The 16,200-nt window shown below is 66.0% G+C and carries 15 protein-coding genes; all 15 read left to right on the top strand.

Going from position 1 to position 16,200, the window contains the following annotated elements; genetic code table 11:
- Positions 1 to 247: 247 nt before the first annotated feature.
- The 15 genes from ACQP1T_RS25635 (at position 248) to ACQP1T_RS25565 (ending at position 16,070) form a co-directional block, all read left to right on the top strand.
- Complete coding sequence (locus ACQP1T_RS25635; RefSeq protein WP_433755637.1) at positions 248 to 2,599, top strand: CoA transferase; 2,352 nt, start codon at positions 248 to 250, stop codon at positions 2,597 to 2,599.
- Positions 2,600 to 2,626: 27 nt separating this feature from the next.
- The gene (locus ACQP1T_RS25630; protein WP_433755636.1) at positions 2,627 to 3,532 is read left to right on the top strand and encodes an SMP-30/gluconolactonase/LRE family protein; all 906 of its coding nucleotides are present in this window, start codon (positions 2,627 to 2,629) and stop codon (positions 3,530 to 3,532) included.
- 27 nt (positions 3,533 to 3,559) lie between these two features.
- Positions 3,560 to 4,699, top strand: coding sequence for a CaiB/BaiF CoA transferase family protein (locus ACQP1T_RS25625; RefSeq protein ID WP_433755635.1), 1,140 nt, complete (start codon positions 3,560 to 3,562; stop codon positions 4,697 to 4,699).
- 35 nt (positions 4,700 to 4,734) lie between these two features.
- Positions 4,735 to 5,637 carry an SDR family NAD(P)-dependent oxidoreductase gene (locus ACQP1T_RS25620; protein WP_433755634.1) on the top strand — a complete coding sequence of 301 codons (903 nt, stop codon included), beginning with the start codon at positions 4,735 to 4,737 and terminating at the stop codon, positions 5,635 to 5,637.
- Complete coding sequence (locus ACQP1T_RS25615) at positions 5,634 to 5,864, top strand: ferredoxin (protein ID WP_433755633.1); 231 nt, start codon at positions 5,634 to 5,636, stop codon at positions 5,862 to 5,864. The genes ACQP1T_RS25620 and ACQP1T_RS25615 overlap by 4 nt, the downstream gene beginning before the upstream one ends.
- A 14-nt stretch (positions 5,865 to 5,878) precedes the next feature.
- Complete coding sequence (locus tag ACQP1T_RS25610) at positions 5,879 to 7,096, top strand: cytochrome P450 (RefSeq protein ID WP_433755632.1); 1,218 nt, start codon at positions 5,879 to 5,881, stop codon at positions 7,094 to 7,096.
- Between the two features lie 4 nt (positions 7,097 to 7,100).
- Positions 7,101 to 8,465, top strand: coding sequence for an FAD-dependent oxidoreductase (locus ACQP1T_RS25605; protein ID WP_433755631.1), 1,365 nt, complete (start codon positions 7,101 to 7,103; stop codon positions 8,463 to 8,465).
- Between the two features lie 3 nt (positions 8,466 to 8,468).
- Positions 8,469 to 8,816, top strand: a complete 348-nt coding sequence (fdxA, locus tag ACQP1T_RS25600) for a ferredoxin (RefSeq protein WP_387297432.1) — start codon at positions 8,469 to 8,471, stop codon at positions 8,814 to 8,816.
- The gene (locus ACQP1T_RS25595) at positions 8,816 to 9,949 is read left to right on the top strand and encodes an FAS1-like dehydratase domain-containing protein (RefSeq protein ID WP_433755630.1); all 1,134 of its coding nucleotides are present in this window, start codon (positions 8,816 to 8,818) and stop codon (positions 9,947 to 9,949) included. Before fdxA ends, ACQP1T_RS25595 begins: the two co-directional genes overlap by 1 nt.
- A gap of 18 nt (positions 9,950 to 9,967) precedes the next feature.
- A complete protein-coding gene (locus tag ACQP1T_RS25590; RefSeq protein WP_433755629.1) occupies positions 9,968 to 10,264 on the top strand; it encodes a hypothetical protein in 297 nt (98 codons plus the stop codon).
- A 14-nt stretch (positions 10,265 to 10,278) separates the two neighbouring features.
- Positions 10,279 to 11,412: an NAD(P)H-dependent flavin oxidoreductase gene (locus tag ACQP1T_RS25585; protein WP_433755628.1), complete on the top strand. Its 1,134-nt coding sequence runs from the start codon at positions 10,279 to 10,281 to the stop codon at positions 11,410 to 11,412.
- A gap of 73 nt (positions 11,413 to 11,485) precedes the next feature.
- Positions 11,486 to 12,235 carry an enoyl-CoA hydratase-related protein gene (locus tag ACQP1T_RS25580; RefSeq protein ID WP_433755627.1) on the top strand — a complete coding sequence of 250 codons (750 nt, stop codon included), beginning with the start codon at positions 11,486 to 11,488 and terminating at the stop codon, positions 12,233 to 12,235.
- Positions 12,236 to 12,239: 4 nt separating this feature from the next.
- Positions 12,240 to 13,652, top strand: a complete 1,413-nt coding sequence (locus tag ACQP1T_RS25575) for a CoA transferase (RefSeq protein ID WP_433755626.1) — start codon at positions 12,240 to 12,242, stop codon at positions 13,650 to 13,652.
- Entirely contained in the window at positions 13,649 to 14,977 is a 1,329-nt protein-coding gene (locus ACQP1T_RS25570; RefSeq protein WP_433755625.1) for an amidohydrolase family protein, read from the top strand. Before ACQP1T_RS25575 ends, ACQP1T_RS25570 begins: the two co-directional genes overlap by 4 nt.
- An 88-nt stretch (positions 14,978 to 15,065) precedes the next feature.
- A complete protein-coding gene (locus ACQP1T_RS25565) occupies positions 15,066 to 16,070 on the top strand; it encodes an enoyl-CoA hydratase/isomerase family protein (RefSeq protein WP_433755624.1) in 1,005 nt (334 codons plus the stop codon).
- The last annotated feature ends 130 nt before the right edge of the window (positions 16,071 to 16,200 follow it).

Here is a 16,200-nt window from a genome sequence, read left to right as displayed (position 1 = left end):
TCGCGTAGGCGAAGCACTCCGGTCAGCGCTGCCCGGTATCCCGGTTCCGAGTCGGGATACCGGGCATTCGTATTCGCGCCGTTGAATTCTTGTTCGCGGCGGGGCACACGGCAACGGGAGCAGTTCGAAGCCAATTCCAGTCAATGGAATTCCGGTGAAAGGGCACGTCACCGAGCACATATCGTGCGTGTATCGCGGCAATCGGAAACCTGCCGCCATGATCGACGCAGGCATGAAGGGCCGGTGCATGAATCCCATTCCCAGCTACAGCGGACTGCTCGCGGGGCTACGAGTTCTCGAGGTCTCCCGGAGCATCGCGGGGGCGTATGCGGGCAAGCTGTTCGCCGATGTGGGTGCCGAAGTGCTGCTCGCGGAACCGACGGATGGACACCCGCTGCGTGGGCGTGGCGAACCTGGAACGGACGCACCACTGTTCGGTTTCCTGGCGGCCGGGAAGACCGTGACCCGCATGTCGTGGCCAGAGTTGGCTGCCGACGCCGATGTCGTGATCTTGGAATCCGAAACCCGGCCTGATGCCGAGTTACTGAATCGTCTCGCCATGCGAGCGGTGGTCATCGCGATCACACCGTGGGGATTGACGGGCCCGTGGGCGGAGGCCGACCGGCCGTGGACGCAGTTCACAATCGAGGCCGAGGGCGGGTCCCTCAGCAACAGAGGTGAGCCGGGCTCCTATCCCGTGGCCCTGGGTGGCAACGAAACTCTCTGGGTCGCAGGCGCACTCGCCGCGACAGCGGGTCTGGGCGCACTGGCCGGGCTGGAGCGCGATGGACGGGGCGAACTCGTCGACCTGTCCCTGCTGGAGGTGACAACCTACTCGGCGACCATGTTCGCCGACGTCTCGGCCACAGTGAGCGAGGCCATGCGGATCCCGAATGTGCTGCGCCGGCGGCTATTGCCGTCGGTGGAACCCGCTGCCGACGGCTGGGTCGGGTTCAACCTCGCCTCCGCACAGAATCTCGAGGACTTCCTGATTCTGATCGAACGACCGGATTGGCTAGACGACGAGGGGATCAAAACGCACCAGGGCCGGTATGCGCGTGGCAAGGAGTTCTCGGCGGCGGTGCATGCCTGGACCAAGCGACATACCGTCGCGGAAATCGTGGAAATCGCAGCGGCCTTCCGTATTCCCTGCGCACCGGTGCACAGTGCGAAGACCATTCTCGATGACCCACAAGTGGTCTCCCGTGGTTTCTACGTCGAGGATGCTTCCGGCAGGTTCCGGCACCCAGCGGTTCCATTCCTATTCGACGGACAACGACCGTCCCCGGCACATGCGCCAGAAACGGTGGCCGACAAGGGTTTCACGCCCGCCACCCGCGTGCCGCGAGATGACCGTGAATTCCCACAGTCAGAAGCGCTGCCGTTGGCCGGTATCCGGGTGATCGACCTGGGAAACTGGTGGGTCGGCTCGCTGGTCGGAACGCTGCTGGGCTCGCTCGGCGCCGACGTGATCAAGATCGAGTCGGTCCGCCGGGTCGACGGCGCGCGCATGCTCGGCGGCACCATCACCGATGCGCCCGACTGGTGGGAATACGGCTGGGTCAATCTCGGTGCGAACCACAATAAGCGGGATGTCACCCTGGATCTCACCGATCCTGAGGGCCTCGAGCTCGTCAAGAGACTCATCGCGGATGCCGATGTGCTGCTGGAGAACTTCGCGCCGCGGGTCCTGGACAATGTCGGGCTGGACTGGGACAGCGTGCGGGCGCTGAATCCGCGCATAGTCATGCTGCGCATGCCCGCCTTCGGGCTGGACGGGCCACGCCGCGACATGGTCGGCTACGCGCAGACCGTCGAGCAGTATTCCGGAATGTGCTGGCGCACCGGCTATCCCGACGGTGAGCCGATGAATCCGAGCGGGCCTGCCGACCCGATGGGCGGCTCGAACGCCGCCTTCGCGCTGCTGGTCGCCCTGCGTGAGCGCAATCGCACCGGGCGCGGCATGTTGGTCGAATCTCCGCTGGTGGAAGCCGCGCTGACGATGACGGCCGAGCAGGTCGTGGAGTGGACGGCGAACGGCACGCTGCTCGAACGCGACGGCAATCACGCGAAAGGCCGGGCACCGCAGGGCGTCTACGCCGCGAAGGGGGTCGAGCAGTGGTTGGCGCTGTCTGTGGTGACCGACGAGCAGTGGCGGAAGCTGATGTCCTACACCGGAATTCAGTCGTGGGATGACTCGGCTCTGGCGACTGCTGCCGGTCGCTGGGAGCAGCGATCCCGGCTCGACCGGGACCTGAGCGCCTGGGCCGCCGGTCGTCACGCGGCGACGACAGCGGCCGAGCTGGTATCGAACGGAATCCCCGCAGCACATGTGGTCGACCAGCGCTATGTGCACGCCCACCCGCAGATCACGGCGCGCGGCTACTTCGAGGACATCGACCACCCGGTACACGGGACCATTCCGCTTCCGGTGCTGCCGTTCCGATTCGGCCGCATTCCACGCTGGTCTCGGCTGGCGCCGCCGACCGTAGGCCAGCACAACGTCGAAGTGCTCGAAAAGGAACTCGGACTGTCCCGCGCCCGCATCGACGAACTCACCGAGCGCGGGCTCATCGGCTACCGGCCCGCCGGGCTGTAGTCCCCACCGATCGAAGGAGATCACCGCATGACCACGACCCTTCCCGCCGCCCGGTTGGTAACCGGATTCAGCTGGACCGAATGTCCGCGCTGGCACGACGGCCGCTTCTACTTCACCGATCTCTACAGCGCACGCGTCGTCACCGTCGCCGCGGATGGCACCACCGAAACCGTCGTCGACCTGTCGGATCGCGAAGCAGCCGACGGTCAGCGAATCGTCGCCTCCGGCACCGGCTTTCTGCCCGACGGCCGACTGCTGATCAACTCCATGTTCGAACGGATCGTATTGGTCCATGACGGCACCACCACGACGGTGTACGCCGATCTGCGCGATGTGGCCGCCAGCCCGATCAACGACATGGTCGTCGACGCCGCCGGGCGCGTCTACATCACCCAGCTCGGCTTCAACCTGTTCATCGGTGAGAGCCCGAAGGAGTCGCCGATCGTCGTGATCGAGCCGGACGGCACCGCGCGCACCGCCGATGAGGCCGGTCCGCTCATGGGCGCCAACGGCATCGCCATCTCCGCCGACGGCACCACGCTGGTGACCGCGGAAACCTACATCAGCCGGATCACCGCGTTCGACGTCGACGCCGACGGAAAACTCAGCGGGCGGCGTACTTTCGCCGAGGTCGGGCCCGATAGCTACCCGGACGGCTTGTGCCTGGACGAGGACGGCGCGGTGTGGACCGGCTTGACCGCCAAGGGCCGGGTAGTGCGTGTGCTCGACGGCGGTGAGATCACCCATGAGGTCACACCGCCAGCCCCCGAAGCGGGTATTGCGACGGCATGCGGCCTCGGCGGTCCGGACCGCCAAACCCTGTACCTGTGCTGCGGGTTCGAGGTCATGGACTTCGACAAGTCGGTGCGGGAAGGCCAGGGCAGCATCTGGACCGCCGAGGCGCCCGTCTCCGCTGGGACGACCCGCCCCTGAATCACCGACAGCCGAGAGGATACGCACATGGCCGGACCACTTTCCGGGCTGCGAGTCGTCGAACTCGCCGGCCAAGGGCCTACGCCCTTGGCGTGCATGCTGCTCGCAGACCTGGGTGCCGACGTGGTCCGAGTGGATCGCGCGGTCGGATCGGCCTGGCACACTAGTGATCCCGTCGACGACGTGTTCGGCCGCGGCCGCCGCTCGATTGCGCTGGACCTGAAGGACCAGCGCGGTGTCGATCTGGCACTGCGGCTGATCGAGCGATCCGATGTCCTGATCGAAGGCTTCCGTCCAGGAGTGACCGAGCGGCTCGGTCTCGGGCCACAAGTCTGCCTGGAGCGCCAGCCCCGCTTGATCTACGGCCGGATGACCGGATGGGGCCAGGACGGTCCCCTCGCGACCACCGCCGGCCACGATATCAACTACCTGGCGCTCTCCGGTGCGCTGCACGCGATAGGGCAGGCCGGTGGTCCGCCGGTTCCTCCGCTCAACCTGGTCGGTGACGGCGGAGGCGGCGGCATGCTGCTCGCGTTCGGTATCGTGTCCGCGCTGCACGCGGTGAATCGCACCGGCCGTGGTCAGGTCGTCGACGTCGCCATGATCGACGGCGTCGCAGCCCTGCTGGCCCCCTTCTACACTGCGGCGGCCACCGGTGGCTGGGGACCGCGCGGGACGAACCTGGTCGACGGTGGCGCGCCCTTCTACACCGTCTATGAAACTGCCGACGACCAGTACGTCGCCGTCGGCGCACTCGAACCCGTCTTCTATCGCGAACTGCTGAAACGACTGGGGCTCAATGAATTCGATCCCGACCGACAGATGAATCGGGACGAATGGCCCACCCTGCGGATCGCGATGGCGGCGGTTTTCGCCACCCGCACCCGCGAAGAGTGGGTTGTGGAATTCGCCGACGCGGACGCCTGCGTCACGCCGGTGCTGAGCCTGGCGGAAGCGCCCGGGCACCCACATCACGTGGCGCGCCGCGCCTTCGTGAACCTGAGCGACCGGCCGCATCCCACATCCGCGCCCCGATTCGGCCACACCCGGCCCGAAGACCCGCGCCCGGCCCCGGCGATCGGTGAGCACACCGACGCGGTGCTCGCCGAACTCGGGCTCACCACCGACGAGGTGGCCGCCGCCAAACTCGCCCGCTACGTGGCCTGAGCGCCGCACCATCCTGGAACTGCTGGAGGACTCCCATGACACAGTTGGACTTCGCCGATCGCGTCGTCATCGTGACCGGCGCCGGACGCGGCATCGGCCGTGCGCACGCCGAACTGCTGGCTGCCCGCGGCGCGGCCGTCATCGTCAACGACACCGGCGGCGCGATCGACGGCAGCGCCCTCACCGAGGATCCGGCCGCCGAAGTGGTCGCCGCCATCAGCGCCGCCGGTGGCAAGGCCGTCGCGTCGTCCGCGTCGGTCGCCACGGAGGAAGGCGCACAGTCGATCATCGACACCGCGATCGCGAACTTCGGGCGGCTCGACGCGGTCATCAACAACGCGGGTATCTACTCCGTGAAACCTTGGACGAGCGTCACTCTCGCGGAATACCAGGCATTCCTGGACGTCCACTTCTTCGGCAGTCTGCTGGTAGCGCGGGCGGCGTGGCCGCACCTGATCGCTTCCGGTCAGGGCCGGGTCGTCAACACTGTCTCCGGCGCCATACTCGGCGTACCGGACATGGTGCACTACGGATCGGCCAAGGGGGCGATCTTCGGCCTCACCCGCAACCTCGCCGTCGCGGGCCACGAGCACGGCATCAAGGTCAATGCCATAGCTCCTGGCGCGGGCACCCGGATGATCGACGAGGCGGCCGACGCGCTGCCGCCGGGCACCGCCGAGTACATGAAGCAGTCCATGCCGCCGGAGCTGGTGGCACCGGTCGCGGCATATCTGTCGCACGAAAGCTGCACTGTCACCGGCGAAATCCTCAATGTCGCAGGAGGCGGTGTGTCCCGTATCGCCTTCGGCTACACCGCCGGGATCACCGACACCGCGCTCACGCCGGAGGGGGTCGCTGCCCGCTTGGATGCGATCCTCGCGCTGGGTGAACTCCAGCCCGCACCGCTGATGCTGCCGACTCCCGCCACCGGCGCATGACCACCGACGACGTGTGGACCGTCGAGGTGAAACGCGACCTCTGCGTAGGCAATCGCATGTGCGTCGCCTCGGCCCCCGACGTCTTCGAGATCGCCGACGGCAAATCTCGGGCGCGATCGGCCTATTGGTCGGCCTCGCCCGCCCTCGTCGACGCCTTCGAATCGTGCCCGGTCTCGGCGATCGTGCTGCGTGACGAGACCGGCGCCGAGATCGAATCCGAACCCTGAATCTGGAGAAAACAATGACCGAATCCGTTGCGGTGTACCCGTTTCCGGCTGTGCCGCCCGATCGGGCCGTCGAGCTGATCCAACAGGTGATAGCAGACCGGCCGATGTCCAAGATGACCATGCCATTCGGCGGTGACGTGTGGGTGATCCACCGGTACCACGCCGCCAAGCAGGTGCTCGAGAACCCTGTGTTCGTGCGCGGTCCGTTCGCCCGCAACGAGCGGGAGATCCCGTACTTCGTGCAATTCCCGGACTTCTTGAAGCAAACTTTCCAGTTCGCCGATCCGCCGGACCACACCCGGCTGCGCAAGCTGGTCGCAAAGGGCTTCACCGCCCGCCGGGTCAACAAGCTCCGCGAAGGAACGCTGCTCATTGCCGAGGACCTGCTCGACAAGATGACGGCGAAGGGTGCGTCGGCGAATCTGCATGAGGATTTCTCGTTGCCACTGCCGATTCAAGTTATCAGCGAGCTGCTCGGCGTCCCGCTCTCCGACCGCGACAAGTTCGTCGCTTGGAGCAAGTCGACGCTGGCGACCTCGGGTATGACCGAGGAAGAGGTGCTGCAGGCGGGCGCCGAGCTGTACATGTACCTTGCCGAACTGATCGCTGCGCGCCGCGCCGAACCGCACGACGACCTGCTGAGCGTGCTCGCCGCCGCCGAGGACGCCGACGAAACCCTCACCGACGCCGAGATCCTGCCGATCGCCATGCTCCTCATCGTCGGCGGCTTCGACAACACGGCGAACTTCATCAACACCGCCGTCCTCGCACTGCTGCGCAATCCAGACCAGTTGAAGCAGCTGCTGGCGGATATCGACGCTGTCGTCGGCACCACGGTCGAGGAGGTGTTGCGGCACGGCACCTTTGCGGTAGGACAACCCGTTGCGGGCGGCAACGGCTTGCCCCCATGGATTGCCTCCGAGGACGTCGAACTCGATGGGCAGGTCGTCAAAAAGGGCGAAGCGGTGCTCATCGATCCCGGCTGCGCCAACCACGATCCGGCCATGTTCGCCGACGCGGGGACATTCGATGTCACCCGCAAGTCGAATCTGCATCTCACCTTCAGCCACGGCCTGCACCATTGTATCGGCGCACCGCTGGCCCGGATGGAGATGCAGGTTGCGCTGAGCTCGCTGTTCCGCAGATTTCCTGCCCTGCAGCTGGCAGGCGAACCCGAGTACGCGACCGAATACCTCACGGCCGGCATGAAACTGCTGCCGGTCACCTGGTGACCCGATGACCGAGGAGTTCTTCCGCATCGCCGTCGTGGGGACCGGCCCGGCCGGTCTCTACGCGGCGGACGAGCTGGTCCAGCAAGACCGAATTCCAGTGCGGGTCGATCTCATCGACCGGTTGTGCACCCCGTTCGGCCTGGTCCGCTACGGCGTCGCGCCCGACCACCCCCGGATCAAATCCGTGACAGGGGCATTGAGCACGATCCTCGAACACCCGTTGGTGCGGTTCCTCGGGGGCGTCGAATTGGGTTCGGACATCGGACGATCCGATCTACTCGCCTGCTACGACGCGGTGGTGTATGCCACGGGCTTAGCGGCGGACCGTCCGCTCGGCGTGCCGGGAGAAGAGCTGCCCGGCAGTCACTCGGCACGAGAGCTGGTCTCCTGGTACAGCGGGCATCCCGATGCGGCGCAACCGTTTTCTCTGGATGCCGAGCGGGTCGCTGTCGTCGGCGCCGGGAACGTGGCCTTGGACGTTGCCCGAATTCTCACCAAACCGGCTGCGGCACTCTCATATACGGACATGCCGGAACCGGTGCTGGCGGCGCTGCGTGCCAGCGCGGTGCGTGAGGTGACGGTCATCGCCCGGCGCGGTCCCGAGCACACCCGTTTCACCACGAAGGAACTCCGGGAGCTGGACACGTTGGACGGCGTGAGTATCCGAGTCCCGGCCGACGAGACACTGCCCGCATCCGACACCGTGGCGGAGCGATCGGTTCGCGCCAATCTCGCACTGTTCGAGAAATGGTCCGGCGTACCGGCCGGTGAACGCACCATCACCTTCCGATTCTGGCGGCGGCCCATTGAGATTCGTGGCGAGAAAGCGGTACGGGAGCTGGTACTCGAGCACACGGCCCTGGATGACACAGGTCAGCTCGTCGCCACCGGTGGCACGGAGACCCTGCCCGTCGGCGTCGTGCTGCGTTCGGTCGGCTATCACGGCATGCCGATCGCGGGCCTGCCCTTCGATCGATCGCGCGGCGTGGTCCGGCAGCATGCCGGGCGGATCGTGGACGAGGAGGGGCGAGCCTGCTCGGGCGAATACGTGGCGGGTTGGCTCAAGCGCGGTCCGTCCGGCGTGATCGGAACCAACCGGGCCGATTCCGCTGACACGATCGCCGCGCTGCTCGACGATCTGTCGACCAGCGGCGGCCCCCGCGCGGTCCGGTCTTTGGATGATCTGCTGGCCCGTAACGGAAGTCGGCCCGTTCCGCTATCTGGCTGGCGGGCAATCGACTCCAGGGAGATCGCGCTCGGTGCGGAGGCTGGCCGCGACCGCATCAAGATCACTGACTGGTCGGTCCTGCGCACATTGGGCGCCCACGAGGCACCCACACCAGTCGTCTCCAACTATGGAAGGGAGTAGCCGATGCCATTCCTGATCGGCGAGGCCTGCGTGGATGTCATGGACCGGTCGTGCACCAAAGTGTGCCCGGTCGACTGCATCTACGTCGGCGAACGCAAGCTCTACATCAACCCGGCCGAGTGCATCGACTGCGCGGCGTGCGAGGCCGAGTGCCCCGTCGAGGCCATCTACATCGACGACGACGTCCCCACCGAGGAGACGTGGCTCATCGACGACAACGCCCAGTTCTTCACCGAGGCTCTGCCGGGAAAACAAGCGCCGCTGGGCAATCCGCGCGGATCCCGCAAGGTCGGACCGATCGGCGTGGACACCCCGCGTATCGCGATGTTGCCCCGCAAGGAAGGGAACTGATGCCGAAGATCACCACGCTCGACGAATTCGAGGAGGCGTACAAGGCGCGCCTCGGCGAGCCCATGCTGCCGAAGCGGGACTGGCGCACCGTCACTCAGGAGTGGCTCGTGCGCTACGCCGAAGGTGCCGGGGATTACAACCCCCTGTACAGAGATCCCGCATATGCCGCCGAGGGGCCCTTTCACGAACTCGTCGCGGCGCCGGGCTTCATATTCTCGATCGACTTCGGTGCGGACGCGTCGATCTGGGGCCACATCCCCGAGTCGGACATCTCCATGAAGGACATCACGGTCCTGTACCTTGGCGCGTCTATCGAGTGGTACCGACCGATCCGGCTGGGTGATCGGGTCCGATCGTTCGAGATTCCCACCGACATCCGCAGGGTCACCATGCGTCAGATCGGAGAAGCCCTGATCTGCACAGGCACAACGGAGTACTGGAATTCGCGTGGCGAGCTGGTGGCGAAGCTGAGCAACGATATGCTGCGCTTCCCGAATCCCGGTACAGGTGTTGAATCTTCGCCCGCAGCCGACGACTCGGCCCCGCGCATCGCGCCCGACCCGCTGGTGTGGCAACGCACCCGTCGCGGCGCGGAACCTCGTTTCTGGGACTCGGTTTCCGAAGGCGCGGCCATTCCCGAGCTGCCCAAGGGCACCTACACCACCACCGAGCTCTACCTGTTCGCGCATGGAGCGTTGACGATCGGCCGTAGCCGGCAAGTGGACGAAGGCACGATCGATATGGGCGCCGGCGGTCGGGCCGACCCCGAATACGCGCGCAAAACGCGGGCGCAGGCTTCGACATTCGACTATGGCCCGCAGCGGATCTGCTGGCTCATCCAGGCGGTGACCGACTGGATCGGCGATCACGGCACCCTGGTGCGCATCGAGACTCGGTTGCGGCGGCCGAACCTCATCGGCGACACCAATACGGTGCGGGGCCGGGTGCGCCGCACCTATCAGGTCGGTCGCGACGAGCTGTTCGCCGATGTCGAGGTCGAGAACGTCAACCACGCCGGCGTCGTGACAGCCAGTGGTCTCGCCACGGTGAAACTTCCCGCGCGCGATGCGGTTCCGGCAGACAGCTTGATCTTCGGGCCGAACGCCGAATCTCGGCCCGGCGTTTACCACTGATCGAAAGGACGCTCAATCATGGAACTGCGACCAGGCATGCGATTGAACAGCGCCATGTCCTCAGCCGAGGTGATCGTCGTGCGCGCACCTTCCGGAGATGTCGATATCCGGTGTGGCGGTCGCCCGATGGTGGTCGGTGCCCCGCCTGCGGAGACCGGGCCGCCCAGCGGTGACCCGCTGCTGCTCGGAAAGCGCTACTGCGATGAGGACGGAACCGTCGAACTGCTCTGCACCAAGCCCGGACTCGGCGCGCTGAGCCTCGGTGGTGTTCCGCTCACGGTGAAGGTGGCCAAGCCGCTGCCCGCCTCGGACTGATTAAGGACATTCGAATGAACAAACTCTGCCGTGATCTGGGAATCGAATACCCCATCTTCGCCTTCAGCCACTGCCGCGACGTGGTCGCCGCGGTCTCCCGGGCAGGCGGAATGGGCGTACTCGGCGTCGTCGCCATGTCTCCGGAGGAGATCGACGTCGACCTCCGCTGGCTGGAAGAGAATTCCGGCGGCCACCCCTACGGCGTGGATGTCGTGATACCGGTGAAGACTGTCGACCGCGAGGCCGGACTGGCCAGTTCGGAGCAGACACTCGACCACCTGAAACAGATGATCCCGCAGCAGCATCGGGACTACGCCGAGGATATTTTGCGCCGCTACAATGTAGCGCCCCTGCCAGAAACCGATGGGCAGCACCAGGACTTCGCCGCCGAAGGATTCACCGCAGCAGGCGGTGGAGAACAGATCGAGGTCGTGCTGAACCATCCGAGCAGCCTGATCGTGAGCGCTCTCGGGCCGCCGCCGGCCTGGCTGGTCGACCGCGCACACGAGCGCGGCACCAAAGTCGGTGCGCTGGTGGGCAAACCGCAGCACGCCGAGCGCAACGTCGAACTGGGCCTGGATGTGATCATCGCCCAGTCCTACGAAGCGGCCGCCCACACCGGCGAGATCGGTTCCATGGTGCTGGTGCCCGACGTCGTCGACGCTGCCGGTGACATCCCGGTGCTCGCAGCCGGCGGTATCGGCTCCGGGCGCCAGATGGCCGCCGCCATGAGCCTGGGCGCACAGGGCGTCTGGACCGGGTCGATCTGGCTGACCTGCCGGGAGGCACCGGCCGAGCCGCGGCACGTCGAGCGCATCCTCGAGATGACATCTACCGACACCGTGCGCTCGAAAGCGCAGACGGGCAAACCGAATCGGCAGATCCGCACACCCTGGACCGAGGCATGGGATGACCCGTCCAGCCCTGGGGCTTTGCCCGCGCCGCTGCAGTACATCCTCTACGCCGACGCAACCGCCCGGGCCAAGCGGGCCGGGGTGGAGGAACTCGTCGGCGGTCCGGTCGGACAGATCGTCAGCCGCATGAACAAGGTCCGTTCCGCGGGCGAGATCGTGCTCGACATGGTCGAGGAGTATATGGACACCCTGCAGCGCATGCGCTTTCAGCTCGAGGAGCTGGAACGGGAGTGATCTGTAGCGCGAGGGCGCGGATGAATCCGTCACGTATCGATCGGTGCATTCGACACAGTAGCGAGGGGTTGCGATGACCGTGCGGACCGAACGAATCGGTCAGGTTCTGGTGATTCGGATGGATCGCCCCCACAAGCGGAACGCGATCGACGCGGAGATGACCCTTGGTCTGGACCGGGCTTGCAACGAACTCGACGACGACCCCGCACTACGGGTGGCCGTGCTGACCGGAATCGGGCCGGTCTTCTCGGCAGGGGTCGATCTGCGCACCGGCCCCGGGGATGCCACCGATCGTGGAGGTGAACTCGGCGTCGTTCGCCGCGAACGGGGGAAACCGCTGATTGCAGCGGTGGAGGGTGCCGCCCTGGGCGGTGGAATGGAGCTGGTGCTGGCCTGCGATCTCATTGTCGCTACCCGATCTGCGCGATTCGGCTTGCCGGAACTGTCACGAGGGTTGGTTCCGAGTTGTGGCGGATTGTTTCGCGCTCGTCGCGCGCTGCCGCTCAACATCGCGAAACAAATACTGCTGACTGGTGATTCGCTCACCGCTGAGCGCGCCTATCAGCTCGGCCTGGTCAATATCCTGACCGTCGACGGAGCGGCCGAGCAGGAATCGGTGAACCTGGCACAGCGCATCTGTCGGAATGCTCCGGTGTCGGTCCATGAAAGCCTCAGGGCCGTAGAACGATTGAACTCCGCCGACGACGCTGTCGCCTGGCGGATTACTGATGAGGCCGTTGCGGCCGCCTTCGCCTCGCCGGACAAGTCGGAGGGCGTCGCCGCCTTTCTGGAGCGTCGTGCTCCCCGCTGGACCGGAGCCTAGGGCCATGGCTGGGGAAGCGCGCACTCTGCCCGCCAGGACCTCTGGACAGCAGGGTCTGCGGGGGAACCCGCAACTCGGGGACCCGTTGGCGGGCTTGCATGTCACCGTGCCCGGATCGGACGCAACCGCCTGGCATGCGGGAAGGATGCTCTCGTGGTTGGGCGCGGCGGTCGTCTGTGATGCGCAACCGACTGGTGAGCCGGAGCAGTGGGCGGCGTCCGGCCTCATGGCACTCACGGGTCTCCGTGATGGCGTCCCCCTGGCGGCGCCCGGTCAGGTCGCGAGCGCTGTGGAAGGTGCCCTATTGGCCATCCGACTTCTTGCTCGCGTCTGCGGACGCGAGGTCGAACTCCCCGATGCGCGGCTACTTTCCGAGCGAGCGGCTTACGCCGGATTACACAGGGACGCACCACGATCCCCAGGAGGATCGTTCCGGATTCTGCGTGCCGCCGACGACTGGCTCGGAGTCAATCTAGCTCGGTCCTCGGATATCGAGCTCCTACCCGCATGGTTGGAGGAACCGGATCCGGTACTCGACCGCGCGGTCGCGCAGCGAAGCGCGGTCGAATTAGCCGCAGCGGCAAGGGTTCTCGGGCTGCCGGTGGCAGTCTTGGGTGGGAAGCCGGATGAACAGCTGATCGCGCGTGGTCAGTGCGAAGGGGTGCATCCCTTCAAGCTGACCGGTCGGTCCCGATCCGACCAATGGACTCTGCCACCGACCGTGGTGGTCGATCTGTCGTCGCTGTGGGCGGGCCCGCTGTGCGGGCATCTGCTGAACGCGCTCGGCGCTCGGGTGATCAAGGTGGAGAGCATCCATCGCCTGGACGGCGCACGCGGTGGACCGCGGCGGTTCTACGATCTGCTGCACGCTGGCCAAGAATCGGTAGCGATCGATTTCACTACGGTCGCCGGTCGTGCGGTCCTGGCGCAGCTGATCGATATCGCCGATGTCGTGATCGAAGCGTCCAGACCGAGGGCGTTGGAGCAGCTCGGAATTCACGCTGAGGAAGTCCTGTCCCGAGGTACCGACAAGTGCTGGGTGAGTATCACCGGCTACGGCCGCGTCGGCCCGTGGTCGAACGCGGTCGGATTCGGCGATGACACGGCCTTCGCTGCGGGACTCGTCGCCTTCGATCCCGAAACGGGAATTCCGGCGCCCTGTGGCGACGCGATCGCAGACCCGGTCACGGGGGTGAATGCGGCGTTGGTGGCGCTGGCCTGCCGGATGTCGGGCGGGTGGTGGCTGGCCGATCTCGCCATGCGCGAGCAGGTCGCCGCCGCGCTCGAAACCCCGAGCGAACCCGCTCATGCGGTGGAGGCGGCCGATCCCACCGCGCGCTCACCCTGCGGCACGGCGCCAGCCTCCGGGGTCGATACAACTCGTGTTCTAGCGGAATTCGGGATCGGCCCGAAATGAGGTCCACCGTTATCCTCGACGCCGAGGTCGCCGGGCGCACAACGGATATCCGGATCATCGATGACGTTGTCGACGAGATCGGGGTCTTACGGCCGGGGCCGGAGGAGCTCGTGATCGAGGCGCGCGGTGGCGCCCTCCTGCCTGGTCTGCACGACCATCACCTCCACCTGCTGGCCTTGGCTGCTGCCTCGGCCTCGGTACGGTGTGGGCCGTCGGATGTCGACGGGATAGACCGTCTGGCTCGGACATTGCGGTCCGCACCGGGGTGGTGGGTGCGCGGTGTCGGCTACCACGAGAGCGTCGCCGGAATACTGGACCGGTATGCCCTCGACCGGTTGGTCCCTGATCGTCCGGTGCGGATTCAGCATCGTGGTGGTGCGCTATGGATGCTCAATTCTCTGGCGCTGCAGGAACTTCGGATGCAGGAGGAATTCGAGGACGGACTGCTGTGGCGACATGATGATCTACTCCGCGAACGACTGGGGGAACATACGGCGCCCGACTTGGCTGCCGTTGGCCGCCGACTGGCCGCACTCGGCATCACCGGTGTCACCGACGCCACCCCGAACCTCTCACAGGGGGCCGTTGACCTACTGGCGAGAGCGGAGTTGCCCCAACGAGTGCATCTGCTCGGTGCGCCCAGCGATGCTGAACTGTTCGACGGACAGACCGTCGGGCCGTGGAAAATCCTACATTCCGACCATGAGCCGCCGGACTGGGAATCGCTGTACGAAGAGGTGCGCCGGGTACACGCGACAGGTCGACCGGTTGCGATACACGCGGTGACACGTGAGTCCCTCGTCCTGGCGCTGGCCGTGCTGGCAGAGGCCGGGCCGTTGCGTGGCGATCGGATCGAGCATGCCTCGGTCCTCGGTAGCGATGCAGTGCCGCTGCTCGTCGAGTCCGGGGCCACCGTCATTACCCAGCCTGGATTCGTCACCGAACGCGAGCGTGAATATCGCTGTGGCGTAGTGGAATCCGAGCACGAAGACCTGTATCGCTATGGATCGCTGCTCAGGGCGGGAGTGCAGGTCGCACCGAGTAGTGACGCTCCCTATGCGTCGGAGGACCCGTGGCGCACCATTGCCGCCGCCGCGACTCGGAACCTGGCGCCGACGGAACGCGTCGCCCCGCAACGCGTGCTCGCCGGGCTCTTGGCGCCATTGGGCGAACCGGGAGGAAACCCGCGCCGCGTGACAGTCGGAGAGTCGGCGGACCTGTGTCTGCTCGCCGTGCCGCTCGGCGAGGCGCTGGACGCACCCGACGCCGCCATGGTCGTCACCGCAATCTGTGCTGGCGATGTCCAAAACGAGGCCCTCTTGTGAGGAGATCGCTTCCATGAATGAGCCTCTGGCACAGCAACTTGCGTGCCCTTTACGTGTACCGGATCGAGTGGAGTCCGATCGTGGAGCGTTGACCGAGGAGTTCTTCGACCCGTTGGAACCCCCGCTACTGGACGACCACGGGCGAGTGCGGGGCGCGGTCTGCGTAGTCGATCTCGATTCGGCCGATCCGAGCACGCAACTCATCGGCAATGAACCGATCCGGATCGGCGTCGCGGCCCGAGCACTCGGAACGCGAGCCCGCAATCTCGCCGCCCGACTCGATGCGACGGTTCTGCGATCGGAAGCGGCTGATGAGCCGTGGCTGATCGGGGTTCCGGACCCACTCGAGGCTGTCGATGTTCTCTGCCGCAGTGCGGATGCGAACCCGCATGCTGCGCTCGTACTCGCGCAGGTCTTGCGCGCGACCGGCACCCGGGCGCACACCGCCCTCGACATCGAATCATTCGCCTATTCCATGCTTCTCGGCGGCCCGGAGTTCGCACGCTGGTTGTCGTCTCGCGGCCCGCGTTCGGAACCCTCTGCTGCACAGGGAGTTCCGGTTCTGGTTGCACGTACAGGAGATTGCCTGACAGTCACCCTCAACCGACCCGACCGTCGTAATGCCTACGGCCGGGAAATGCGCGATGCCCTCGTCGAGGCGCTCCGACTTGCTCTGCTCGATGACACCGTGAACAACGTAATTCTCCAGGGTGCGGGTCCATGCTTCTCTGCGGGCGGCGATCTCACGGAATTCGGCACCGCACCCGAGTCCGTGACCGCACACTTCCTCCGAACCTCATCGGGGGCCGGACGCTTGCTGTACCAGCTGGAGCGCAAGCTGGAAGCCAGACTCCACGGGTCGTGTATCGGTGCAGGTATCGAGCTCCCCGCGTTCGCCGGTCGCGTGACAGCCGCACGTGGCACAGTGTTCCGACTGCCGGAGATCGGTATGGGACTTATTCCGGGTGCTGGGGGAACCGTCAGCATCACACGTCGAATAGGTCGGTGGCGCACCATGTTTCTGGCATTGACCGGTCAGCCATTGGATGTCGATACCGCACTCGGCTGGGGACTGATAGATGCGATCGAATAGCGGTTGCTACGCCAGATGTGTGATTTCAATGAGTGGAAGTGTGGCTCGTCGCAGAGGCAATCCCGGCCGAAGATCGTTTGAACGTATTCGTCCGGCCGTGTGAAGCAGGCCCGACTTTCATCCAGACCGC

Origin of the sequence: Nocardia sp. CA-135398 (assembly GCF_050955845.1) — a bacterium.
Classification (GTDB): domain Bacteria; phylum Actinomycetota; class Actinomycetes; order Mycobacteriales; family Mycobacteriaceae; genus Nocardia.
Note: the sequence above shows the minus strand (reverse complement) of the source record. Positions and strands in the feature narration are given on the sequence as shown.

Bases quoted from the DNA above. Each gene is read 5' to 3' on its own strand.
- ACQP1T_RS25635 (WP_433755637.1), top strand. From the start codon at position 248: ATGAATCCCATTCCCAGCTACAGCGGACTGCTCGCGGGGCTACGAGTT.
- ACQP1T_RS25630 (WP_433755636.1), top strand. From the start codon at position 2,627: ATGACCACGACCCTTCCCGCCGCCCGGTTGGTAACCGGATTCAGCTGG.
- ACQP1T_RS25625 (WP_433755635.1), top strand. From the start codon at position 3,560: ATGGCCGGACCACTTTCCGGGCTGCGAGTCGTCGAACTCGCCGGCCAA.
- ACQP1T_RS25620 (WP_433755634.1), top strand. From the start codon at position 4,735: ATGACACAGTTGGACTTCGCCGATCGCGTCGTCATCGTGACCGGCGCC.
- ACQP1T_RS25615 (WP_433755633.1), top strand. From the start codon at position 5,634: ATGACCACCGACGACGTGTGGACCGTCGAGGTGAAACGCGACCTCTGC.
- ACQP1T_RS25610 (WP_433755632.1), top strand. From the start codon at position 5,879: ATGACCGAATCCGTTGCGGTGTACCCGTTTCCGGCTGTGCCGCCCGAT.
- ACQP1T_RS25605 (WP_433755631.1), top strand. From the start codon at position 7,101: ATGACCGAGGAGTTCTTCCGCATCGCCGTCGTGGGGACCGGCCCGGCC.
- fdxA (WP_387297432.1), top strand. From the start codon at position 8,469: ATGCCATTCCTGATCGGCGAGGCCTGCGTGGATGTCATGGACCGGTCG.
- ACQP1T_RS25595 (WP_433755630.1), top strand. From the start codon at position 8,816: ATGCCGAAGATCACCACGCTCGACGAATTCGAGGAGGCGTACAAGGCG.
- ACQP1T_RS25590 (WP_433755629.1), top strand. From the start codon at position 9,968: ATGGAACTGCGACCAGGCATGCGATTGAACAGCGCCATGTCCTCAGCC.
- ACQP1T_RS25585 (WP_433755628.1), top strand. From the start codon at position 10,279: ATGAACAAACTCTGCCGTGATCTGGGAATCGAATACCCCATCTTCGCC.
- ACQP1T_RS25580 (WP_433755627.1), top strand. From the start codon at position 11,486: ATGACCGTGCGGACCGAACGAATCGGTCAGGTTCTGGTGATTCGGATG.
- ACQP1T_RS25575 (WP_433755626.1), top strand. From the start codon at position 12,240: ATGGCTGGGGAAGCGCGCACTCTGCCCGCCAGGACCTCTGGACAGCAG.
- ACQP1T_RS25570 (WP_433755625.1), top strand. From the start codon at position 13,649: ATGAGGTCCACCGTTATCCTCGACGCCGAGGTCGCCGGGCGCACAACG.